The sequence below is a fragment of the Tenacibaculum aquaeponti genome (assembly GCF_057221555.1).
The window spans coordinates 3,005,129-3,026,387 of sequence record NZ_CM170147.1 but is presented as its reverse complement, the minus strand read 5'-3'; the positions used below and the strand labels follow the sequence as shown (position 1 = coordinate 3,026,387).

General features: G+C 30.7%; 18 protein-coding genes. 10 read left to right on the top strand and 8 right to left on the bottom strand.

What is annotated here, in order from left to right:
- Nucleotides 1-3 precede the first annotated feature (3 nt).
- Nucleotides 4-2,022, top strand: coding sequence for a hypothetical protein (locus tag AC2TEO_RS13725; protein WP_442265376.1), 2,019 nt, complete (start codon nt 4-6; stop codon nt 2,020-2,022).
- 1 nt (nt 2,023) lies between these two features.
- Here the strand turns inward: AC2TEO_RS13725 and AC2TEO_RS13720 are convergent, their stop codons facing one another.
- The 8 genes from AC2TEO_RS13720 to topA all read right to left on the bottom strand — a co-directional run bounded on the left by AC2TEO_RS13720 (nt 2,024) and on the right by topA (nt 13,226).
- Nucleotides 2,024-4,516, bottom strand: a complete 2,493-nt coding sequence (locus tag AC2TEO_RS13720) for an Hsp70 family protein (protein ID WP_442265375.1) — start codon at nt 4,514-4,516, stop codon at nt 2,024-2,026.
- An 8-nt stretch (nt 4,517-4,524) separates the two neighbouring features.
- Entirely contained in the window at nt 4,525-4,818 is a 294-nt protein-coding gene (locus tag AC2TEO_RS13715; protein WP_442265374.1) for a hypothetical protein, read from the bottom strand.
- Between the two features lie 102 nt (nt 4,819-4,920).
- Complete coding sequence (gene porN / locus AC2TEO_RS13710) at nt 4,921-5,796, bottom strand: type IX secretion system ring subunit PorN/GldN (protein WP_442265373.1); 876 nt, start codon at nt 5,794-5,796, stop codon at nt 4,921-4,923.
- A 19-nt stretch (nt 5,797-5,815) separates the two neighbouring features.
- Nucleotides 5,816-7,348, bottom strand: a complete 1,533-nt coding sequence (gene porM / locus AC2TEO_RS13705) for a type IX secretion system motor protein PorM/GldM (protein WP_442265372.1) — start codon at nt 7,346-7,348, stop codon at nt 5,816-5,818.
- A 33-nt stretch (nt 7,349-7,381) separates the two neighbouring features.
- Complete coding sequence (gene porL / locus AC2TEO_RS13700) at nt 7,382-8,038, bottom strand: type IX secretion system motor protein PorL/GldL (RefSeq protein ID WP_442265371.1); 657 nt, start codon at nt 8,036-8,038, stop codon at nt 7,382-7,384.
- 49 nt (nt 8,039-8,087) lie between these two features.
- Nucleotides 8,088-9,461, bottom strand: coding sequence for a T9SS ring complex lipoprotein PorK/GldK (gene porK / locus AC2TEO_RS13695; RefSeq protein ID WP_442265370.1), 1,374 nt, complete (start codon nt 9,459-9,461; stop codon nt 8,088-8,090).
- A gap of 79 nt (nt 9,462-9,540) precedes the next feature.
- Entirely contained in the window at nt 9,541-10,704 is a 1,164-nt protein-coding gene (locus AC2TEO_RS13690) for a formimidoylglutamase (protein ID WP_442265369.1), read from the bottom strand.
- Nucleotides 10,705-10,742: 38 nt separating this feature from the next.
- Nucleotides 10,743-13,226: a type I DNA topoisomerase gene (gene topA / locus AC2TEO_RS13685; RefSeq protein WP_442265368.1), complete on the bottom strand. Its 2,484-nt coding sequence runs from the start codon at nt 13,224-13,226 to the stop codon at nt 10,743-10,745.
- A gap of 203 nt (nt 13,227-13,429) precedes the next feature.
- Here topA and miaB point away from each other — a divergent pair, with 203 nt between their 5' ends.
- The 9 genes from miaB (at nt 13,430) to AC2TEO_RS13640 (ending at nt 21,210) form a co-directional block, all read left to right on the top strand.
- On the top strand, nt 13,430-14,884 hold the full coding sequence (gene miaB / locus AC2TEO_RS13680; RefSeq protein ID WP_442265367.1) for a tRNA (N6-isopentenyl adenosine(37)-C2)-methylthiotransferase MiaB: 1,455 nt from the start codon (nt 13,430-13,432) through the stop codon (nt 14,882-14,884).
- A gap of 73 nt (nt 14,885-14,957) precedes the next feature.
- Nucleotides 14,958-15,368, top strand: a complete 411-nt coding sequence (locus AC2TEO_RS13675; RefSeq protein ID WP_484730890.1) for a YcxB family protein — start codon at nt 14,958-14,960, stop codon at nt 15,366-15,368.
- 23 nt (nt 15,369-15,391) lie between these two features.
- A complete protein-coding gene (locus AC2TEO_RS13670; protein WP_442265365.1) occupies nt 15,392-16,615 on the top strand; it encodes a sigma 54-interacting transcriptional regulator in 1,224 nt (407 codons plus the stop codon).
- Nucleotides 16,616-16,639: 24 nt separating this feature from the next.
- Nucleotides 16,640-17,158, top strand: coding sequence for an LptE family protein (lptE, locus tag AC2TEO_RS13665; RefSeq protein WP_442265364.1), 519 nt, complete (start codon nt 16,640-16,642; stop codon nt 17,156-17,158).
- Nucleotides 17,152-17,868, top strand: a complete 717-nt coding sequence (locus tag AC2TEO_RS13660) for a tetratricopeptide repeat protein (protein ID WP_442265363.1) — start codon at nt 17,152-17,154, stop codon at nt 17,866-17,868. Before lptE ends, AC2TEO_RS13660 begins: the two co-directional genes overlap by 7 nt.
- The gene (secG, locus tag AC2TEO_RS13655; RefSeq protein WP_442265362.1) at nt 17,868-18,206 is read left to right on the top strand and encodes a preprotein translocase subunit SecG; all 339 of its coding nucleotides are present in this window, start codon (nt 17,868-17,870) and stop codon (nt 18,204-18,206) included. Before AC2TEO_RS13660 ends, secG begins: the two co-directional genes overlap by 1 nt.
- 175 nt (nt 18,207-18,381) lie before the next feature.
- A complete protein-coding gene (locus AC2TEO_RS13650) occupies nt 18,382-18,657 on the top strand; it encodes a co-chaperone GroES (RefSeq protein ID WP_095074248.1) in 276 nt (91 codons plus the stop codon).
- A 34-nt stretch (nt 18,658-18,691) separates the two neighbouring features.
- On the top strand, nt 18,692-20,329 hold the full coding sequence (gene groL / locus AC2TEO_RS13645) for a chaperonin GroEL (protein WP_442265361.1): 1,638 nt from the start codon (nt 18,692-18,694) through the stop codon (nt 20,327-20,329).
- Between the two features lie 350 nt (nt 20,330-20,679).
- Complete coding sequence (locus tag AC2TEO_RS13640) at nt 20,680-21,210, top strand: Crp/Fnr family transcriptional regulator (RefSeq protein WP_484730860.1); 531 nt, start codon at nt 20,680-20,682, stop codon at nt 21,208-21,210.
- Nucleotides 21,211-21,259: the final 49 nt, after the last annotated feature.

Here is a 21,259-nt window from a genome sequence, read left to right as displayed (position 1 = left end):
TCCATGTATATCTCTCCAATTGACATTTTAGACATCTCCTTAGAGGATTTAGAACAAATTGACAAGAAAAATATTATTCGTTTGGAGAAACGCTTAAAAGTATTAAGACTTCAAAATCAAGATGAGTTTTACAACCTTGATGAAATGCACTTGCTTATAGAACAGTTGAAAGATTCAGAAAAACGTAAGTCGATTATTTTCATTGAAAAACACCCTAAATTTAAAGAATTTATAAGTTCTGGAAATGATGATGGACCAAGCACTTTTTTTTTCGAAGAAGAATTCATTAAAAACTTATCTCAATATTCTGATTTTCTAGCTCCGTATTTAGACACCTATTTTTTTCCTCTTTTAAAAAGAGATTATCAAGCTAAAAAATACGACACTATCATTGAAGCTTTAAATTATGAAGAAATTTTCAGTAGTGATCTTTTATTACGCTGTTACAAATATTTAGAGCAACAAACCATTATTTTAATAGAGACAATTAAAATTACAAAAGCTAAAACACTCTATGAAAAATGCCCACAAGTAACTTATGATACTCATACCGATTTATTAAATTTATTACCCTATGGAATTTCAGATGATCTAAAATTAGATTATGTAAATGCTTTGGTTGATTATTATAATAAATCTAGAATCAACAATAAAGAATATAATAAGATTAAAAAAGCCTATCGTTTATTTGCAAAACTATCAACAAGTGATTCTTTTGTTGAAGATCAATTTAAAGATTTAGCCTCTTTAGGATATCAAGATAATGGACTTCAAGGAAGTGGAAGTAATAACTTCGAAGCATTTAGAGTTTTTGCTTTTTTAATAGCTGTATTTGTTGGAATTGCCAGATTTGCTAGTAATAATAGTTCTTCTAACTATACTTTTGATACAACTAAGATTTATAATAATTCTGAAATAAGTGAAAATCTTACCCATATTTATAAAAAAACACAAAAAGATTTTATTTGGAATTTATATTTTCGAGCGAAAGATTCTTCTTTAAAAGCTTCTAAAAGTTTTAGAAAAATAAGTTTAAAAACAGGAGACAAAGCTTTTAAAACTAGGTTTGATTTTTATTATACTTCAAATTTTAAAAAAAGTTTTAAAGTCACACATCTGTTAGATTCTATTACAATAAAAAACAAAAGCGATAAGTCATTGGTATTGTTTACTAAATACAAAGGTGAAAAATTAATGAGTACCGTTTTTATAAATAGTAAAGATTCATTAAAAATTGCTTATCAAAACTATTTAAGGTTAATCTATTATTTAGGGGAAAATTTTTCTGAAGCAAAAATTAGGAATAAAACTGAAAAACTTTTTTCTAAAATAGATCCTAAAGACACTGAAAATCTTTTAAAAATAAATAAAATCTATAACAAAAAAGATAGTACTAGCCATATTCTAATAACCAACGATAGTATTATTTATCACAAATTAGAAGTAAAAACTTCTGAAAATCCAGATTATATTTATAAAAGAAAATACGATACTTCAACTGAAATAACTGCTCCTGAAAAAGAAATCGCATACGATGATTACAAAAGAACATCCACAAATTGGAATAAGTCTAAAAAATTATTTTTTAAAAGATTAATAAAAGATATAGCCAACAAAAAGAAACAAATAATTCCAGATACTTTTGTAACCGGACAAAATCTTTATCCAGATTTCTTTAGAAATTATTCTCATGTTGATGTTAGTGGATATCCTGTATCTATAAAAAACCACACTGATAAACATTTAGTTATTTTTAATAGAAATTTAGCATCAAAAAGAGATTTTACAACTTATATAAAACCTCATGAAGAATTAAAAGTTTTTTTATACGATACTGGTGATTCTTTATATTTCTACAAAGGAAAATATTTTTACACTTATAAAGGCACACCTATTTTAAAACGAGATTTATCAGATATTCAATTATTTAGCAAACCTGTTATCATCAAATCTGTTAAAGGTGAAAATCCTTTTATTGAGGTAAATGAGAAAATAACTAAAATTGTTGGATTACAATACTAAACTATTGTAATCCTGTTTTATTTTTATTATCCATTTGTTGCTTTTTATCTCTCATTTCAGGTGGTAATAAGTTATATAAATTAATCACAATAAACTTTAGAGCTTTATAGTCTTGTTTTTCCATGGCTTTGTCTCCTTCTTTAAACAATTTTTCAGCTTTTCTGGTATTAGTAAAAACTTCTGGATTAAATTTATAATTCATGAAAGCATAAACGTAATTTTCATCTTTTGCATTAAAGATTACATTCTGCAAGGTTTCTAATTCCTTTATCTTTGATTTTAAAAGGTATTTATTTCCAGAATTTAGAAGCTTTTTCTCGTCTTTAATGATAGTATTTAGTCGATCTGTAAACTGAGGTAATTCATCTGTTTCTATATCATATTTAATATCATCGACAATTCTCTTGTAATTACTTATCTCTTCATCTAAAATAACATGTCGTGTTAACAAATCATATTGATTGATAAGTTCTCGTTTTTTATTATCGATACTGAACTTTTTATCTGTAGTATCATTATCTGATAATAAAGTTAACTCAATTTGTAATTCAATTAAATTATCACGAATCGATTTAAATTTAGCTAACAATTCATAATCGTCTCCGTGATTTTGCAACTCTTTATCTAAATTTTCTATTACTAAATATAAATCTTTATCAATTTTAGCTCTGCTAATATAACGCTCTGTAGGTGTAAATGTATTTTTGAATTCTTGTTCTGTTAATGATAAAAAGACATTCACATGAATATCTCTAGATTCAGACATTTTAATTTCTATTTCTATATCTGTTCCTTTAATTAAATCTTCGGTTAAATCTTTACCAGAAACTTCTATAAAACCAATTGTTAACCCTGAACTTGGTAGTCCATTATCATCTCCTTCTACAATGTTTATTTGCAATAAATCATCACTTCCCTTTACAATTGTTTTAGAAGCTGTTTTGTAGATTACTTTCTTTAAAGGAAGAATACTATTTTTAGTAAAAATAGCTTCTAATCTAGTTTCTCCAAATTCTATATCATCAATTTCTAAGCAAATCGCTTGAGGTAATAATTGTCCTTTTACATTATATTTTCCTTGAGAAATTTTAATATCTCGAGTACTAAAAACCTCGGTTTGATTTTCATCAAATATTCTAAATTCAAAACTATTTACTGTGCCTTTTAATAAATCTACATAACAGAATATATCTTTATCAAAAGCTATAGTTCCTGTATCGAAACCTCCATCTAATCGTGTAATTCGATAATAACCTGAAGCTTTTAAAACATTCTTTACATTAATAAGTTCTTCATCGTCATTAGAACTTTTTTCATAGAAAATTTGAAATTGATCTCCTATATTTTGATCTACTTTATTATCTATAGTTTCTTTTTCTTCTGAGCTAGTGATTGTTTTAGGTTTAGATCCAGCATAAAAAGCAGCTCCAATTCCTACAGCGGCTGTTGGATCTACATTTGTATCTACAGTAATTTGTGTTTCTGTTCTTACTTTTTCTCTAACGTATGGTATTAGTGTTGTTCCACCAACCATTATAATTCGTTCGATATCTGAACTATGTAAATTATTATTAGTTAAAACCTGCTTAGAAAAAGCTATTGTTCTATTTAATAATGGACTGATTAAAGCATTAAATTGATTTCTTGAAATTTCTACAGTCTCATAAATATCTTTTTCAGGGTAATCTATTTCTATCTCTACATTTTCAAAAATTGTAAGTTCTTTCTTAGCTTCTTCTGCTTTAAATAACAATTCATAATATAATTTTTGATATGCATTGCCAGTTTCTTTAAATTGCTGCCAAAGGTTTTCTTCGTTTATTTCTTTCTCAAGAAAAGGGACAATAATTTTTTCAATAATTAAATTATCGATATCTAATCCTCCTAAGAAATTATCCCCTTCATTGTCTATAACATTAATCTCTCTATCATCAATCTCAATTAAAGCAACATCAAAAGTTCCTCCTCCAAAATCGTAGATTAACCATTTTTTCTTTTCTTCTATATTTAATTTACCTTGATTAGCAAATGCTAAACTGGCTGCAATAGGTTCTTGTAAAAGGTACACTTTGTTAAAACCTGCTTTTTCTCCAGCAATTTTAGTAGCATTAGACTGAATTGTATCAAAAGAAGATGGAATAGTAATTACAATTTCATCTACAGTTTCTCCTGTATGAATAAAGTTCTTCAGTTCTTGTAATACTAATGTTGATAATTCAACAGGTGTAACCTTCTTATTTAAATTAGGTACAAAATAAGATTCTGAAGTTCCCATTTTTCTTTTAAAGCAAGTAAATACATTCATAGCATCACGTTCTAATAACTCTCTTGCTTTGTCTCCAACAATAATTTTATTTTTTCTGTATGCTACTGCAGAAGATAATGTTTGTTTTAATCCTAACGGATTTTTAAACACTTCTAACGTTCCGTTTTCATATTTAGATATCAAACTATTTGTAGTTCCTAAATCTATACCAAAATTTACTGTTTTCATTACTGTATTTACTCAACTATTACTACTCCTCTTTGCACTAAAGTCATATGTCCGTTTTCTGACTTATAAATAATAGGTTTTAACACCTTTGTTATTTTCATTTTACTATGAAAATCATTCATTAAAGTTGCTTCTATATCTGTTCTCTCTAATGAATATTTTTCTCCTAAAGGGTTTTTAATTTCAAAACCTAAACCCTCAATTTCATGATATAAACGTCTGATATTTCTATCGAAAACATGTAATTCATTTTTCTCTGACTTTTGTTCTATATCAAAAATTTGATTTAAAATTTCTTTCATAATAAGAAGTATTGATTCGGACTTTAGCTTTTTTTATGTAATAATACGAAAAAAAAGCGCCCTGATTACTCAGAGCGCTTTCAAATTATATCTTCAAAAGAATTAATAATTCCACATGTCCATTTCACGGTCACGTATTCCTTCTTTAATTCTATTAGCTTCTAACAACTGGAATAAAGAATTTCCACGGATATAGTCACTAATTTGACGGTCACCATATAAGTTTTCTTCTTTAATTACTGTTGAATTAAAACGACGAGCATTTAAAAGGTTATCATAAGAAATAGGATGAGCAGAATTCTTAGGATTAAATACTTTAGACTCATGCAACACTTCACGTGCATCTGGAAAGAATACCCAGAAAAGCTCATAAATTTCATCATCTTCAACATCTTCAACTCCCATTACCTGAACATCTGGCCCCATAGGTGCAATTGCTAACATTCTGTATTTTAATTCACCTTGACGCTTATCAAAATACCAAATCCCCTTAATTCGATACCCTTTAATATCTTGAGATTTAACATAATAAGGATCTGAATAACCTCCATTTTCTTCACCTCCATCAACTTCTCTCAAATTATAGGTTTTTTCATCTATCTCCTTCATTCCTATCTTAGAAGTAAAATAAGAATCGTTATACACCTCTTTAATTTTACCTTCTTTAATACCTTTCATTAAAGTATCGAACAACGAACGTCTATTATTAGAGGTACTTGCTGTATCAATTGGGTAATAGTAAGGTAAGTTGATCTTTTGGTTTAAGTCTATAAACTCCCACACTACTTTAGACCATAATACGTCTCGATCGCTTATGTAACCATACGGTAGCGGTTTATCATCATCAGAATCAATTTGTTCTTGACTCTTCACTCCAATCTCCTCTACTTTTTTAGCATTTAATAGATTGGCCTGTGCAAAAGTTACACTGGTTATAGACAATGCTATAATCACCAAATTAAAACGCTTCCAATTCATACTTTCTTTATTTTAATTATTAATTCGAAACTTTGATATTAACACCACCAACTCTCTTAACTGGAACACCAGAACCAGCAACAGTAGCTTTAATATCAAAAATTGCTATAATTTCACCTCTTCTGGCTTTAGCTATAGCTTGTTTAGCTCTTCCGCTCATTTTAGTACCTGTAACTGGTACAGCAGGCTGCCCTGGTACTTTTACTTTAAAGCTTTGAACTTTTAATGTTAAATCAAATAAGAAATCAGGTAAACCTGCTCCTATTGTAGTTCTTCCAATACTTGCTTTAGGCATAGAAACTGTTCCGTATTGACCTCTTACCATACCTAACGCTGGAGGTATGTCTTTTATTCTAAATTTCTTATTAGAACTTACTTTTTTTCCATCTGGTAATGTTCCAGTAACACGAATTGTTACTTCATTTCCTTTACCAGGTCTCATGTTATAACTATCTCCTTTAGTTCTTTTTAAACCTGGAGCGTTAGCGATAACTTTATTAGAAGGTACACCTGGCATAGAAATCGTCATTGGATTTACTAATCCGCGGTATACAGCATTCATTTTATCAGCAGAAATAACAGCTTCATTTGGTCTTGGAATTACTGAATAACCACCATTAATTGGAATTTCAACTAAAGAGTCATTCTCTTTGAAAGTAAATGTTCCCTTAATTGATCTGTCTCCAACAGAACCAGCAGGTCCATCTAAAATAACCTGACCAGCTTTAATTTTATCTTCTGGCCAATCTTTACCATTGATAGTTACTTTCTCTGCTGTTAAATTTGGATCGTTTTTACCTAATACAATTTTTCCAGATAACTTTTCACCAGGATAGTATGCATTCTTTTCGAATACAACCATTGCTTCATAATTCTTCAAAGAAACTGCACTTTCTAATTCACCTTGTAATAAAGTAGACAATGCATCAGATTCAGTTGCTTTAATATCTGCCTGAATTTGAGTTAATTTTGTTAAAGAAGCAATTAAAGGGAAACCTTCATAATGATAGTTTAACCAATTTAATTGTTTGCCATCTTTATTTTTTACAGGATCTGTACTAAAACGACTAGATACAACTCCAGATAATTCTGTTTCTCCTAAAACCTCTAATGAAGCTTTTTTAAACTCATCCATTTTAGACACGAATTCTTTTCCTGCAGGTGTGATTGTTCCACTTACAAAAAACAATTCATCTAAAAACTTAGATTTATCCATTGTTTCGTAATCCTTTTTATCTTTAAGATCAGAAGTCATTTTTCCTTTTAAATCTTCTAAATATGCATAAAAAGAATCTGCTTGAGCTTTAAGAGCATCTGTTTTTTCTTTAGCCTTCTCAAATTGTAAAGGTTGCTCTACAGCTTTTGTTGCTAAATTTGCGTAAGCTCTATTATTTGAATCAGTTGCTCTAACATTAGCATCTGATAATTTTTCGTTCATCAATCCAAAAGCTGATAATACCTCTTTACTCATATTCATTGCTAACATTGCAATGAAGATAAGATACATAAGGTTAATCATCTTCTGTCTTGGAGATTGTTTTCCGCCTGCCATAATTTAAAATTAGTTTGCTTAGTTAATATTAAATTATTTTGTACTCATAGCAGTTAACATACCACCATATACTCCGTTTAATGAAGATAAGTTAGTTGCTAAAGATTGCATTTGCTCTTGTAAACGTTGGCTATTTTCTACCATTGCTGAGTTTAACTCAGTTTGTCTTGAAGCATTTTCTACTTGAGTTTGGTATAAGCTATTTAAAGAAGCCATTTGAGAAGCTGCTTTAGAAACTTGCTCGTTATAGCTATTTGTAGCAGAAATAGCTTGAGAAGCTTGTGCTAATGGCTCAACAGCACCTTGAAACCCTTTGATGCTATCACCTAATCTAGATACTAATTGAGCATCTAATTTAGCTTCTTTTAAAATGTTATCTAATTTCTGAGATAATAATGATTGAGCTTCTTCTGGAGTAGCTTCTTTTTCTTTCTTTTTTCTACCCGAACCACTTGCATCAGCTAATTCTGGGTAAACTTTAGTCCAATCTAATTCGTCTTCTACTGGTTCAAACGCAGATAAAGCGAAAACGATAGCTTCTACAGCCATACCAATCGTTAACATAACTCCACCGGTTAATGGCCCAATCTTAAAGTGCATAATTTTGAATAATGCTCCTAAGATTACTACCGCAGCTCCTAAACCGTAAGCCATGTTAAACATCTTTTTTGTTGATTTTGATTGTGCCATAATTCTTGATTTTTATTAATTAGGGATATTATTTATTATGTTTATTTATTTACTGTTTTTTTGTACCAAGATAATCTTGAACTGTTCTAAAACCAATGTAACTTCTTGCAGTATCAGCATATTCCCAGTCACGAGAACCTACTTCTAAGAAATAAGCTACATCTTTCCAAGAACCTCCACGTACAATTTTACGTTCATTTTCTCTGTTTTCAACATTTGGGTTCATTGTAGACCCCATATAATAAGACATTTGGTTGTAAGCTGTATTAGTCCATTCAGAAACATTTCCAGCCATGTTGTATAATCCGAACCCATTTGGGTTGTACGAAATAGCTTCAACAGTATATAAAGCACCATCAGCAGCATAATCTCCACGAACTGGTTTGAAGTTTGCTAAGAAACACCCTCTATCACTTGTAGTACTTGGTCCTCCCCAAGGGTATTTAGCAAAATCTAAACCTCCACGTGCTGCATATTCCCACTCTGCTTCTGTTGGTAATCTGAAAGCAGGAACTAAACCTAAGTTCTTCTTAGACCTTTGATAAGAATTTTTGTTTTTTGTTCTCCAATGACAGAAAGCTCTAGCTTGATGCCAACTAATTCCAACTACAGGATAGTCTTCAAATGCTTTATGAGCAAAATACTCTTGGTGCATTGGATCATTATATGAATAGTTGAAATCTTTAATCCATACTGTGGTATCAGGATAAATATTTAAAGTTTCATCTTTTAAGAAATCTTTTCTGTTTTTTCCAGTTCTTGCAGCTTCTTCGTTATCAAACCAGAAGTATCTGTAGTTTAACAACTTTGTATTAAATGTACGAATTCCATTTAAAGCTTCATCTTTCTTAAGATATAAAGAATCCATAACCTCTACATAATCTTCATCTGGATAATCTTCTTTATTCCAAATCAATTCTTCTTCCCAATTTAATGGTTTAATAGAGTCTATACCTTCACCAACTTCGTAATAATTTTCTCTCATATATTTTTGATATGGAGATTCGTTGGCCGTATCTTTTGAAGCAAAAGCATACAATTGAATCCCTTGCGGTTTATTTTTACCATCTGAAAGCTCATCACCTCCAGAAGCAAATTCTGCTTGGTAAGCTAATTTAGTTCTTACAACAGAATCTCGTACCCAATTAACGAACTGCTTATACTCACTATTTGTAATTTCAGATTCATCCATATAAAACGGTTGTACGGTAACCGTTCTTGTTGGGGCATTCATAGCGCCTAACGGGTCTTCATCTTGCTTACCCATAGTAAACGAACCACCTTTAATAAAAACCATTCCGTATGGTTTTTCCGCGAACCATTTTCTCTTCGATTTAACACCAGTAAGCTCTCCTCTATCGTTGTTAGATCCACAACTGTAAACAAGTGCTATAATTAGGGTAAACAGTGCTACTTTCTTCATATTTTTCTTATTAAAGAGTTTGTAACTTTTTTATAATTTTATTCAACATTTTCTATCAAGGAACGCAAATATAACTTTTTTATGTAAGTTTTTGCTGTGCTTTGTACCATCTTTCAGGAATTTTTTGTTCTATAGCCTTCAAATAATCTTCGTATGCACATGGTATTAACGCGTGTCTTCTATATTTATTATCTGTAATCAGATTAATCTCCATCCACCAACGACCACTTTTATCGCTTTTATAAAAATTTATTGGATCATCGTCTTCTAAAATTACACTAAATTTTTGATAACTTTCTTTACTTGAAAACGGATAATCCTTAGCTCTAAAGTTAACTCCTTCTACAAAATACCATAACGCTTGTGCTATTAAGTTAGATGTTTGTTTATTACCATCTAACATACTGTTATATTCATAGACACCAAAAGAAGTTACTTTGTCACTTATTCCTGCGTATCTAGCTATTGAACATAACTGATCTCCAAAGAAACCATTAGGGTTCGCATTATTATTTGCTGGTGCATCACTTTGTTTAACACTTCCTATATCTATACTTACTATATCTGCATCTCTTAAAATAGGTTCAACTAATTGAATTTCTCTCACCACTTCTCCTAACCTATATGTATCAAAATACAAATTTTGCAGCAATTTCACTTCTTGTTGAGAGTTTAAATAGGTTTGATACCCAATATTACTGTAATTAAACAAATTATTAGGTTCTTCCATTATTATTTTACTCAAAAAAGATTCAGAATTTAATTCGTCTTCTAATGCTCCTAAGTTAAAATGACTATCAACAGATACTAAATTAATAGTTTGTTCTAATACGTCATAAGCTCTATAATTAGCATAAGTAATATCTTGACTCCCTCCCAATAAAACTACTACTATATTTTTTTTTACTAAATCAGAAACCACTTCAGCTACAGCAAAATATGTGTCTTTAACCGCACTTCCTTGCTGAATATTACCTAAATCAGCTATAGTTAAATTCCAATCCCCAATAAACAACTTGTAAAATGCTTCTCGAATTTTTGTTAGGTCTTCTCCACATCCTAGGTTATCTATTCCGTTTCTTCCCTCTTTAACCCCTATAAGAGCTACACCCACATCTTCTAAATCTGGAAAATCATTTTGAGATGAGTAAATCTTTATATTTCTCCCTAAAGTATCTGGTGATTGCTCTTCTAATTGAGCGACTACTCTTTCATTAACAGGAGACAAAAAATCTGTATTCATTAATTTGGGGATTAGTGAATGCTGAGCAATATATAAATTTATTTCTTTTTAGAAGTCTTTCTAGTTGTTTTTTTAGTTGTTTTTTTAGAATCAACTAACTTAACCGCATCTTCTTTTGTGAATTTTTCAATCTCGGTAGTTTTAGGTAACTCTATTTTAGTTTTACCCTTAATAACATTAAACCTACCCCATCTTGCTTTCTCTACTCGAATACCTACATCTTCCCAATTATGAATTAATTTCTCTCTTTCTTTTCTCTTTTTATCTTCTATTAATTCTTCTAAGTCTGATTGAGTTAAGTTATCGAAATCATATTTTTTATTCACATTAATAAAAATAGAATTCCACTTTATAAAAGGCCCAAATCTCCCAACACCTTTTTGAATTGGAAAACCTTCATATTCTCCTATTGGAGCATCTGCTTTTCTTTTTGCTTCGATAAGTTCAATTGCTCTATCCATGTCAACAGACATTGGATTTTCATCTTTATCTAAAGAAACATATTTTCCATCAAATTTTATATATGGACCAAACCTTCCATTAGCAACAACAACTTCTTTTTCTTCGTAATTCCCAAGGGTTTTAGGTAATTTAAACAAATCCATAGCTTCTTCATAAGTAATTGAACTCATCGTTTGATCACCTTGTAAACTTGCAAACTTAGGTTTTTCTTCATCTGTAGCCTCTCCAATTTGAACCATAGCACCAAACCTACCTAAACGAACGTATACGTTCTTCCCAGAATCCGGATCGACTCCTAACAACCTTTGTCCGCTAGCTCTTTCCGCATTTTCCGCAACATCTTTAACTGTTGGATGAAAGTCTTTATAAAAATCTTTAATTACTGAAGTCCAATCTTCTTTTCCTCCTGCAATATTATCAAAATCACTTTCTACTTTAGCTGTAAATCCGTAATCTAGAATACTTGAAAAATTCTCAACTAAAAAGTCATTTACAATGTTACCAATATCTGTTGGCATCATTTTTCCTTTATCTGAACCAACTTTTTCTATTAAAACCTGCTCTTTAATTGAATCTGATTTTAATACTAATTGAATGTATTCACGTTCAACTCCTTCTGCAGTTCCTTTTTCTACATAACCTCTTCTTTGTACCGTAGAAATTGTTGGTGCATAAGTAGAAGGTCTACCTATACCTAACTCTTCCAAATGCTTCACTAAAGAAGCTTCTGTATATCTTGCAGGAGGACGAGTATAACGTTGCGTCGTTGTAATATATTCGTTATTTAACTCTTCTCCTACTTTCATTTTTGGCAACATTCCTGCTTGTTCTTCCTCTTCATTATCTGTTCCTTCTAAATATACTTTTAAGAAACCTTCGAATGTAATTACCTCTCCATTTGCAGAAAAATCTTTATCATTTTTATTGTTAGAAATTTTAACATTAGTTCTTTCTAACTGTGCTTCACTCATCTGAGAAGCAATAGTTCTTTTCCAAATTAAACTATACAATCTATCTTGATCATAATCTACAGAAACAGTATGAACCGCCATATTAGTAGGTCGAACAGCTTCGTGAGCTTCTTGAGCTCCTTTAGATTTTGTAGAAAAACTTCTAGGCTTACTATATTCTTTACCATACGAAGCTTTAATTTCTTCTGCTGCTGCATTAACTGCTTCAGAAGATAAATTCACGCTATCAGTTCTCATATAAGTAATCAATCCAGCTTCATATAAACGTTGCGCCATTAACATCGTTTTTGCAACAGGAAAACCTAACTTACGAGAAGCCTCTTGTTGTAATGTTGATGTTGTAAAAGGTGCAGCTGGTGATTTCTTAGCTGGCTTTGTTTGTAAATCTGAAACTGAAAAATCTGCAGACAAACATGAATTTAAAAAAGCTTCTGCTTCTTCTTTAGTGGAAAAATTCTTCGGTAATTTTGCCTTAAATTTTTTACCTTCTGTATTAGTAAACTCAGCATCTACTCTATAAGAAGCTACAGGTTTAAAGTTTTCTATATCGCGTTCACGTTCTACAATTAAACGCACAGCTACAGACTGAACTCTACCCGCAGATAAACCTGCTTTTACTTTTCTCCATAGCACAGGAGATAATTCATATCCTACGATCCTATCTAATACGCGCCTTGCTTGTTGAGCATCTACTAAATCATAATTAATAGTTCTTGGATTTTCTATAGCTTTTAAAATAGCATTTTTAGTAATTGAGTTAAATACGATACGTTTTGTATTGTCTTTATTTAACTTTAATTGCTCCGCTAAGTGCCATGCAATAGCTTCTCCCTCTCGATCTTCATCGGACGCTAACCAAACCATTTCTGCTTTCTTAGCTAAATCCTTTAATTTTTTCACTACCGATTTCTTATCTGAAGAAACAATATACTTAGGTTTAAAATCTCCATCGACATTAACACCTAATTCTTTAGATGGTAAATCAGCAATATGCCCATAACTTGACTCAACTTGAAAATCTTTACCTAAAAATTTCTCAATTGTTTTTGCTTTTGCAGGAGACTCTACAATTACTAAATTCTTTGCCATGTATCTTTTCTTATAGATTTTTTGTTACACCATATATATAGTGTATTTTAAATTGCAAAAGTATACAGTTTTTTTTTATTAGGAATTGTTTTGAAAGAATTAACGCTAATTTAAATTTGAAACGACGTATTATTTAATGACAATTTGTCACGCAATCATAAAATTGGTTGTATATTTGCCCTCTACTTACAAGAGATAAGATTATGGATCAGGTTGAAAAAGTTATAGACGAAAAAAAACAAGGAAAACCTTTATTAACAGAGCAGAAAGAAGGCAACAGCAAAAAACTTTTTATTGAAAGTTATGGCTGTCAAATGAACATGAACGACAGTGAAATTGTTGCAGCAATTCTTGCTGAACAAGGATTTAATACTACTAGCGATATTAATGAAGCTGATTTAGTTTTAGTAAATACTTGCTCTATTAGAGAAAAAGCAGAACAAACTGTTCGTAATAGACTACAAAAATACAATCATGCTAAAAAGCACAATCCTAAAATGAAAGTTGGAGTTTTAGGTTGTATGGCAGAGCGTTTAAAAGCTAAATTTCTAGAAGAAGAAAAAATAGTTGATTTAGTTGTTGGACCTGATGCTTATCGTGATTTACCTAATTTAGTAGAAGAAGTAGAAGCTGGTAGAGATGCTGTAAATGTAATTCTATCCAAAGAAGAAACTTATGCTGATGTTTCTCCTGTTCGTTTAAATTCTAATGGAGTTTCTGCATTTGTATCTATTACTAGAGGATGCGATAATATGTGTACTTTTTGTGTAGTTCCTTTTACCAGAGGTAGAGAACGAAGTAGAGATCCGCAAAGTATTATTGAAGAAATTCGTTCGATGCACGAACAAAACTTTAAAGAAATCACTTTACTTGGACAGAATGTTGATTCATATTTATGGTATGGTGGAGGATTAAAGAAAGATTTCCATAAAGCTTCTGAAATGGCTCAGGCAACTGCTGTAAATTTCGCACAACTTTTAGATATGTGCGCTACTGAATTTCCTAAAATGCGTTTTCGTTTTTCTACATCGAATCCACAAGACATGACTTTAGATGTGATTCATATTATGGCTAAACACAAAAATATCTGTAAATACATTCACTTACCTATTCAAAGTGGAAGTAACACAATGTTAAAAGCCATGAACAGATTACATACTCGTGAAGAATATTTAGAGTTAGTAGAAAATATTTATAAAATCATTCCTGAAATGAATTTAAGTCAAGATATGATTGCTGGTTTCTGTGGAGAAACAGAAGAAGATCATCAAGACACTTTAGATTTAATGGAAAAAGTAAAGTATAGCTTTGGTTTTATGTTTGCTTATTCTGAAAGACCAGGAACGCTTGCAGCTAAAAAAATGGAAGATGACATTCCTTTAGCTATCAAAAAAAGAAGATTACAAGAAATTATAAACTTACAACAAGAACATAGTTTATATAGAGCTAAAGAACATGTTGGAAAAGTTCAAGAAGTTTTAATTGAAGGAACTTCTAAAAAGAGTGAAAATGAATGGAAAGGTAGAAATACCCAAAATACTGTTGTTGTATTCCCTAAAGAACACTATAAAATTGGTGATTTTGTAAATGTAAAAATAGAAGATTGTACTTCTACCACATTAAAAGGAACTGCTGTAGGGTATTCTGAAAATAATTAAATAAGTGATAAAAGAAATTAAAATAAAACCAACATTCTTAGTAAGGGAAATTTTTAAAGTGAATGTTTACTTGATGTCCAAAAGCTGGAAAACATGGGCTCTTTTATTTTTTTTAATTTACTTTTTTATAATCAAAAGCCTTAATGACCCCATAAATACAGTAGCCCTTAAAAGTTTAGCTTTAGTAATCTGTGTTTTATTTTTTTTCTTATCACTTTACAAAAAATCAAAAAAACTAATAAGCGAAAATCCAAGATTAAAAGAAGATATATATTTCATTTTTAATCAAGAATATTTTGAAGAAAAAGGAGACACCTTTTCAGTAAAGCATTACTGGAAGAATGTTATTAAGATTGAAGAAAAAAGAGATTGGTTTTTAGTTTACATAAAAAAAAGTAATGCTATGATTATTAGAAAAAATGATCTAAAAGAACAAATAACTGATTTCAAAAAGCTGATAAAAAACATCAATTTAAAAGCCTAGTAGTTGAAAAAATAAATTTGAAAATGGAAAGTTTACAAGCTGTAAAACAACGATTCGGAATTATTGGTAACGATACTCAGTTAAATAGAGCTATCGAAAAAGCAGTTCGTGTTGCTCCTACAGATATTTCTGCGTTAGTTATTGGAGAAAGCGGTGTTGGAAAAGAAAGCATTCCTAAAATTATTCATCAGTTATCTCACAGAAAGCATGCAAAATACATTGCTGTAAACTGTGGTGCAATTCCTGAAGGAACTATCGACAGTGAACTTTTCGGTCATGAAAAAGGAGCTTTTACAGGAGCTACCCAAACAAGAAAAGGATATTTCGAAGTTGCAGATGGTGGAACAATTTTCTTAGATGAAGTTGGAGAATTACCATTAACAACTCAAGTTCGCTTACTTCGTGTTTTAGAAAATGGTGAATTTATTAAAGTAGGATCTTCTCAAGTACAAAAAACAAATGTTCGAATTGTGGCTGCAACCAATGTTAATATGCATGAAGCCATAAAAAAAGGAAAATTCAGAGAAGATTTATATTATCGTTTAAGTACTATAGAAATCGGACTTCCCCCTTTAAGAGAAAGAGGAACAGATATTCAATTATTATTTAGAAAGTTTGCTTCAGATTTTGCCCAAAAGAATAGAATTCCTGTAATTCGTTTAGATGAAAATGCTAGCAATTTATTATTAAATTATCATTTTCCTGGAAATATTAGGCAACTTAAAAATATTGCTGAACAAATATCAATTATGGAAGAAAACAGAATAATTTCATCGGAAATTATTTCGCAATATCTTCCAAATATCTCTGGTAACTTACCAATGGTTGTTGGAAATTCCAACTCTTCGAAAAATGATTTTGCAAATGAAAGAGACATTATGTATAAGATTTTGTTCGATATGCGTAATGACATTAACGATTTAAAGAAACTTACTTTAGATTTAATGCAAAATGGAAATAGTACTGAGGTTCAAGAAGAAAACAGAAATTTAATTCAACGTATTTACAACGAAGAAACACCTACACATAATGTAGAAGTAGTTGAAATTCCTGAAATAACTTCTCAGAATAATTATGATTTCATTGAGACTATAGAAGAACACGAAAGTTTATCTTTACAAGAAAAAGAGGTTGAGATGATAAAAAAATCACTAGAACGCAATAAAGGAAAACGTAAACTGGCCGCTAAAGAATTAGGGATTTCTGAGCGAACTCTATATAGAAAGATAAAACAATACGATTTATAAATCGAAAGCAAAGCCTACCAAAAAATGAAAAAAAGCATACTTATATTTTTCTACAGTTTTAGTCTTGTTATTTTAATGGGATGCGGAGTTTATTCTTTTACAGGAAAAGGTGATATTGGTGATGCAGAAACTATTCAAATAGATTTCTTCCCAAATCAAGCTCCTTTAGTAGAACCAAGTTTAAGTCAACGATTCACTCAAGACTTACAAGATTTATTTACTAGACAAACAAACTTAACTTTAGTAAGAGCTGGTGGTGATTTACGTTTTGAAGGAGAGATAGTTGATTATAGAATTACACCAATGAGTGCTACTTCTAGCCAAGGAAATCAAACTGCTGCTCAAAACAGATTAACTGTTGTAGTTAATGTTAGATACACAAATTCAAAGAAGGAAGAAGACGACTTCGAAAAACAGTTTTCTTTTTATTCAGATTACGGTGCAGCTCAACAATTATCTGGATCAGTTTTAGAAGCTGCCTTAGATGAAATTTTAACTAGAATACACCAAGATATTTTTAATGCTTCTGTAGCTAAATGGTAAAAGAAAACTACATAGAAATCCTTAATCATCCTGAAAAAATCAAGGATATAAACTCAAATAATTTGAAATCTATTGTAGATAAATATCCGTATTTTCAATCTGCTAGAGTATTACATTTAAAAGCTTTAAAAGATCAAAAAAGTTTTCGATACAATAATGAATTAAAATTAACTGCTGCACATACTTTAGACAGAGTTATTTTATTTAACTTCATTACTTCAGACATTTTTAAAGAGTCAAAAATCACTAGTAAATCTCAAGAAAACAATAACCTCAATAGTGACACTAAAAAGAACGAAAAAGAAAGCATTGAAGAAGAACTTAACATAGGAAAACCGTTAACTTTTACTAAAAATGAAGCTTTTTCTTTCAATCAATGGTTGCAATTATCTTCAGATATCCCTAATACACCCCAAAAAAAACTAGAGAAAAAAGAAAGGAATATTCAAGAAGATATTATTGAACGTTTTATTAACAACAACCCTAAAATTTCAAGAATTAACAAGAACGCTTCAGTTCCTTCAAAGCAAAATGTAGTAAGCCAAGAACCTACATTAATGACCGAAACTTTAGCTAGAATTTACCTTGAACAAAAGAAATACGACAACGCAATAAAAGCTTATGAAATATTAAGTTTGAAATATCCAGAAAAAAGTGGTTTCTTTGCAGACCAGATTAAAAAAATAAGAATTTTACAAAATATAAAATAATGACAACGTATAATTTACTTTTAATATTAATCTTAATTGTTGCAGTAGCTTTAATTTTAATCGTAATGGTTCAAAACCCTAAAGGAGGAGGATTATCATCTTCTTTCGGCGGTGGCGGTGGTATGAACATCGGAGGTGTACAAAACACAAACAACTTTTTAGATCGTACTACTTGGACTTTAGCCATTGCTATGTTCGCTTTAATCTTATTAGCTAACTTTGCTATACCTAGAGCCAACAGCACAAACACACCTGATCTTAAAGAATCGTTAGAAGGTATTGAAACTACAGCTCCTGCTGAAACAACACCTCCAGCAACTAAAGATTCTGTACAGTAGTAAATTTTATACAAAAAAACAAAAATGCTAACGATGACACGTTGGCATTTTTTTTTATATTTTTTTAAGAAAAGAATCCTCCTCAGTAAAATTGTCAGTTTTGTTTCAATGGCACAATTTCTGTCAATTAGAATGGAGAATATAAATTAAGATTAATCAATAATTTTTAAATAAAATGGGATTAAACATCAAACCTTTAGCAGATAGAGTTCTTGTAGAACCAGCTGCAGCTGAAACTACTACCGCTTCAGGAATTATCATACCTGATAATGCAAAAGAAAAACCTCAAAAAGGAACTGTTGTAGCGGTTGGAAATGGTAAAAAAGATGAGCCTTTAACTGTAAAAGTTGGCGATACGGTTTTATACGGTAAGTTCTCTGGAACTGAACTTAAATTTGAAGGAAAAGATTACTTAATGATGAGAGAATCGGACATTTTAGCGATCATCTAAACAATCAATTAATCTATTAAAAACAAAACACAAAATGGCAAAAGATATAAAATTTGATATTGAAGCTCGAGACGGATTAAAACGTGGTGTAGATGCATTAGCAAATGCTGTAAAAGTAACCTTAGGACCAAAAGGTCGTAACGTAATCATCTCTAAATCTTTTGGAGCTCCTCATGTAACTAAAGACGGAGTTTCTGTAGCAAAAGAAGTAGAATTAGAAGACGCTCTTGAAAACATGGGAGCACAAATGGTAAAAGAAGTTGCTTCTAAAACTAACGATTTAGCTGGTGACGGTACTACTACTGCAACTGTTTTAGCTCAAGCTATCGTTAAAGAAGGGTTAAAAAACGTTGCTGCTGGTGCAAATCCAATGGATTTAAAAAGAGGAATCGACAAGGCTGTAACAGCTTTAACTGAAGATTTAGCAAAGCAATCTAAAGAAGTTGGTGATTCTTCAGAAAAAATCCAACAAGTTGCTTCTATTTCTGCAAATAATGACAAAGTAATTGGTGATTTAATCGCTACAGCTTTTGGTAAAGTTGGTAAAGAAGGGGTTATTACTGTTGAAGAAGCTAAAGGGACAGACACTTATGTAGATGTTGTAGAGGGAATGCAGTTTGACAGAGGTTATTTATCTCCTTACTTCGTAACAAATGCTGATAAAATGATCGCTGAGTTAGAAAACCCGTATATCTTATTATTCGATAAGAAGATTTCTAACCTACAAGAGATTTTACCAATCTTAGAGCCAGTTGCTCAATCTGGCCGTCCTTTATTAATTATTGCTGAAGATGTAGACGGACAAGCGTTAGCTACTTTAGTAGTAAATAAGTTAAGAGGTGGATTAAAAATTGCTGCTGTTAAAGCTCCAGGATTTGGTGATAGAAGAAAAGCAATGTTAGAAGATATTGCAATCTTAACTGGTGGTACTGTAATTTCTGAAGAAAGAGGTTTTTCATTAGAAAATGCAACATTAGATTTATTAGGAACTGCTGAAACAGTAACTATCGATAAAGATAATACAACTGTTGTTAATGGTGCTGGTGATGAAGAGCAAATTAAAGCTCGTGTAAACCAAATTAAAGCACAAATCGAAACTACAACTTCTGATTACGATCGTGAGAAGTTACAAGAGCGTTTAGCTAAGTTAGCTGGTGGAGTTGCTGTATTATATGTTGGTGCTGCCTCTGAGGTAGAAATGAAAGAAAAGAAAGATCGTGTAGATGATGCTTTACATGCTACTCGTGCAGCTGTAGAAGAAGGTATTGTTGCTGGTGGTGGTGTTGCTTTAGTTCGTGCTAAAAAAGTATTAGAAACTTTAACTACTGAAAATTTAGATGAGACTACAGGTATTCAAATTGTAAACCGTGCAATTGAAGCTCCTTTACGCACTATCGTAGAAAATGCTGGAGGCGAAGGCTCTGTAGTAATCAATAAAGTATTAGAAGGTGAGAGTAATTTCGGATATGATGCTAAAACTGAACAGTATGTAGATATGTTAGAAGCTGGTATTATTGATCCTAAAAAAGTGACTCGTGTTGCCTTAGAAAATGCTGCTTCTGTTGCTGGTATGATCTTAACTACCGAGTGTGCTTTAGTAGATATTAAAGAAGAAGGCGGTGCTGGTGCAGGAATGCCTCCAATGGGTGGTGGAATGCCAGGAATGATGTAATAAAAACTCAATCATAAAATTTAAAAAGCAATCTTAAAAAGGTTGCTTTTTTTGTATTTATTGTCTCGTCCTGAAATAAGTTGACACAAATTTGACTTATTTATGAAAGATTCAGAAAAACCTAACAACTCTATTTCATATTAAAATCTTTTTAATTGCTATCCACAAGGAGCCTTATTATATAGAAATACACCCTTAAAATAACAAAAGTTTTTAAAACGTTTGTTTAAAAAACAAACACACTTTTAGTATCACATCTTGTTTATATTTATTAGTAAATTTATAGTGCTATCAACCAATAAAATTTAACATTTATGTTATTACAGGATTATCTTAAAAAGTTGAAGCCAATGCCTGATAAAGATGCAGATGAAATAGCTTCTTTCTTTAAACAAGAAACAATTAAAAAAGGTGAATTAATAATTAAAGAAGGGAAAACAAGTAAAAAATCTTATTTTCTCCAAATCGGTATTATTCGCTGCTTTATTTTTGATTTAAATGGAAATGAAGTTACTACAAGATTCTATTCTGCTCCAGATTTTTTAAATGATTATTTATCTTTCTTTAAGCAAGAACCAAGTGAAGAAAATTATGAAGCTCTAACTGATTGTAATGTTTGGAGCATTAACCATAAAAATGTTCAATTTTGTTTTCATAATATTTCAGAGTTTAGAGAATGGGGACGTATGTTATTAACTTTAAATTATGTAAAAATGCATAAGCACATGATTTCTTTCCATAAATATTCTGCTCAACAACGCTATGAAAATTTACTAAAATCACATCCTGAAATTATTCAAAAAATCCCTTTAAAAATAATTGCATCTTATTTAGGTATCACTAAATTTTCTTTAAGCAGAATAAGAAAGAAAATTACTTAATTTTTTACCTGATTCTCAAAAGTTGTCATACAGCAACTTTTTTGTTATT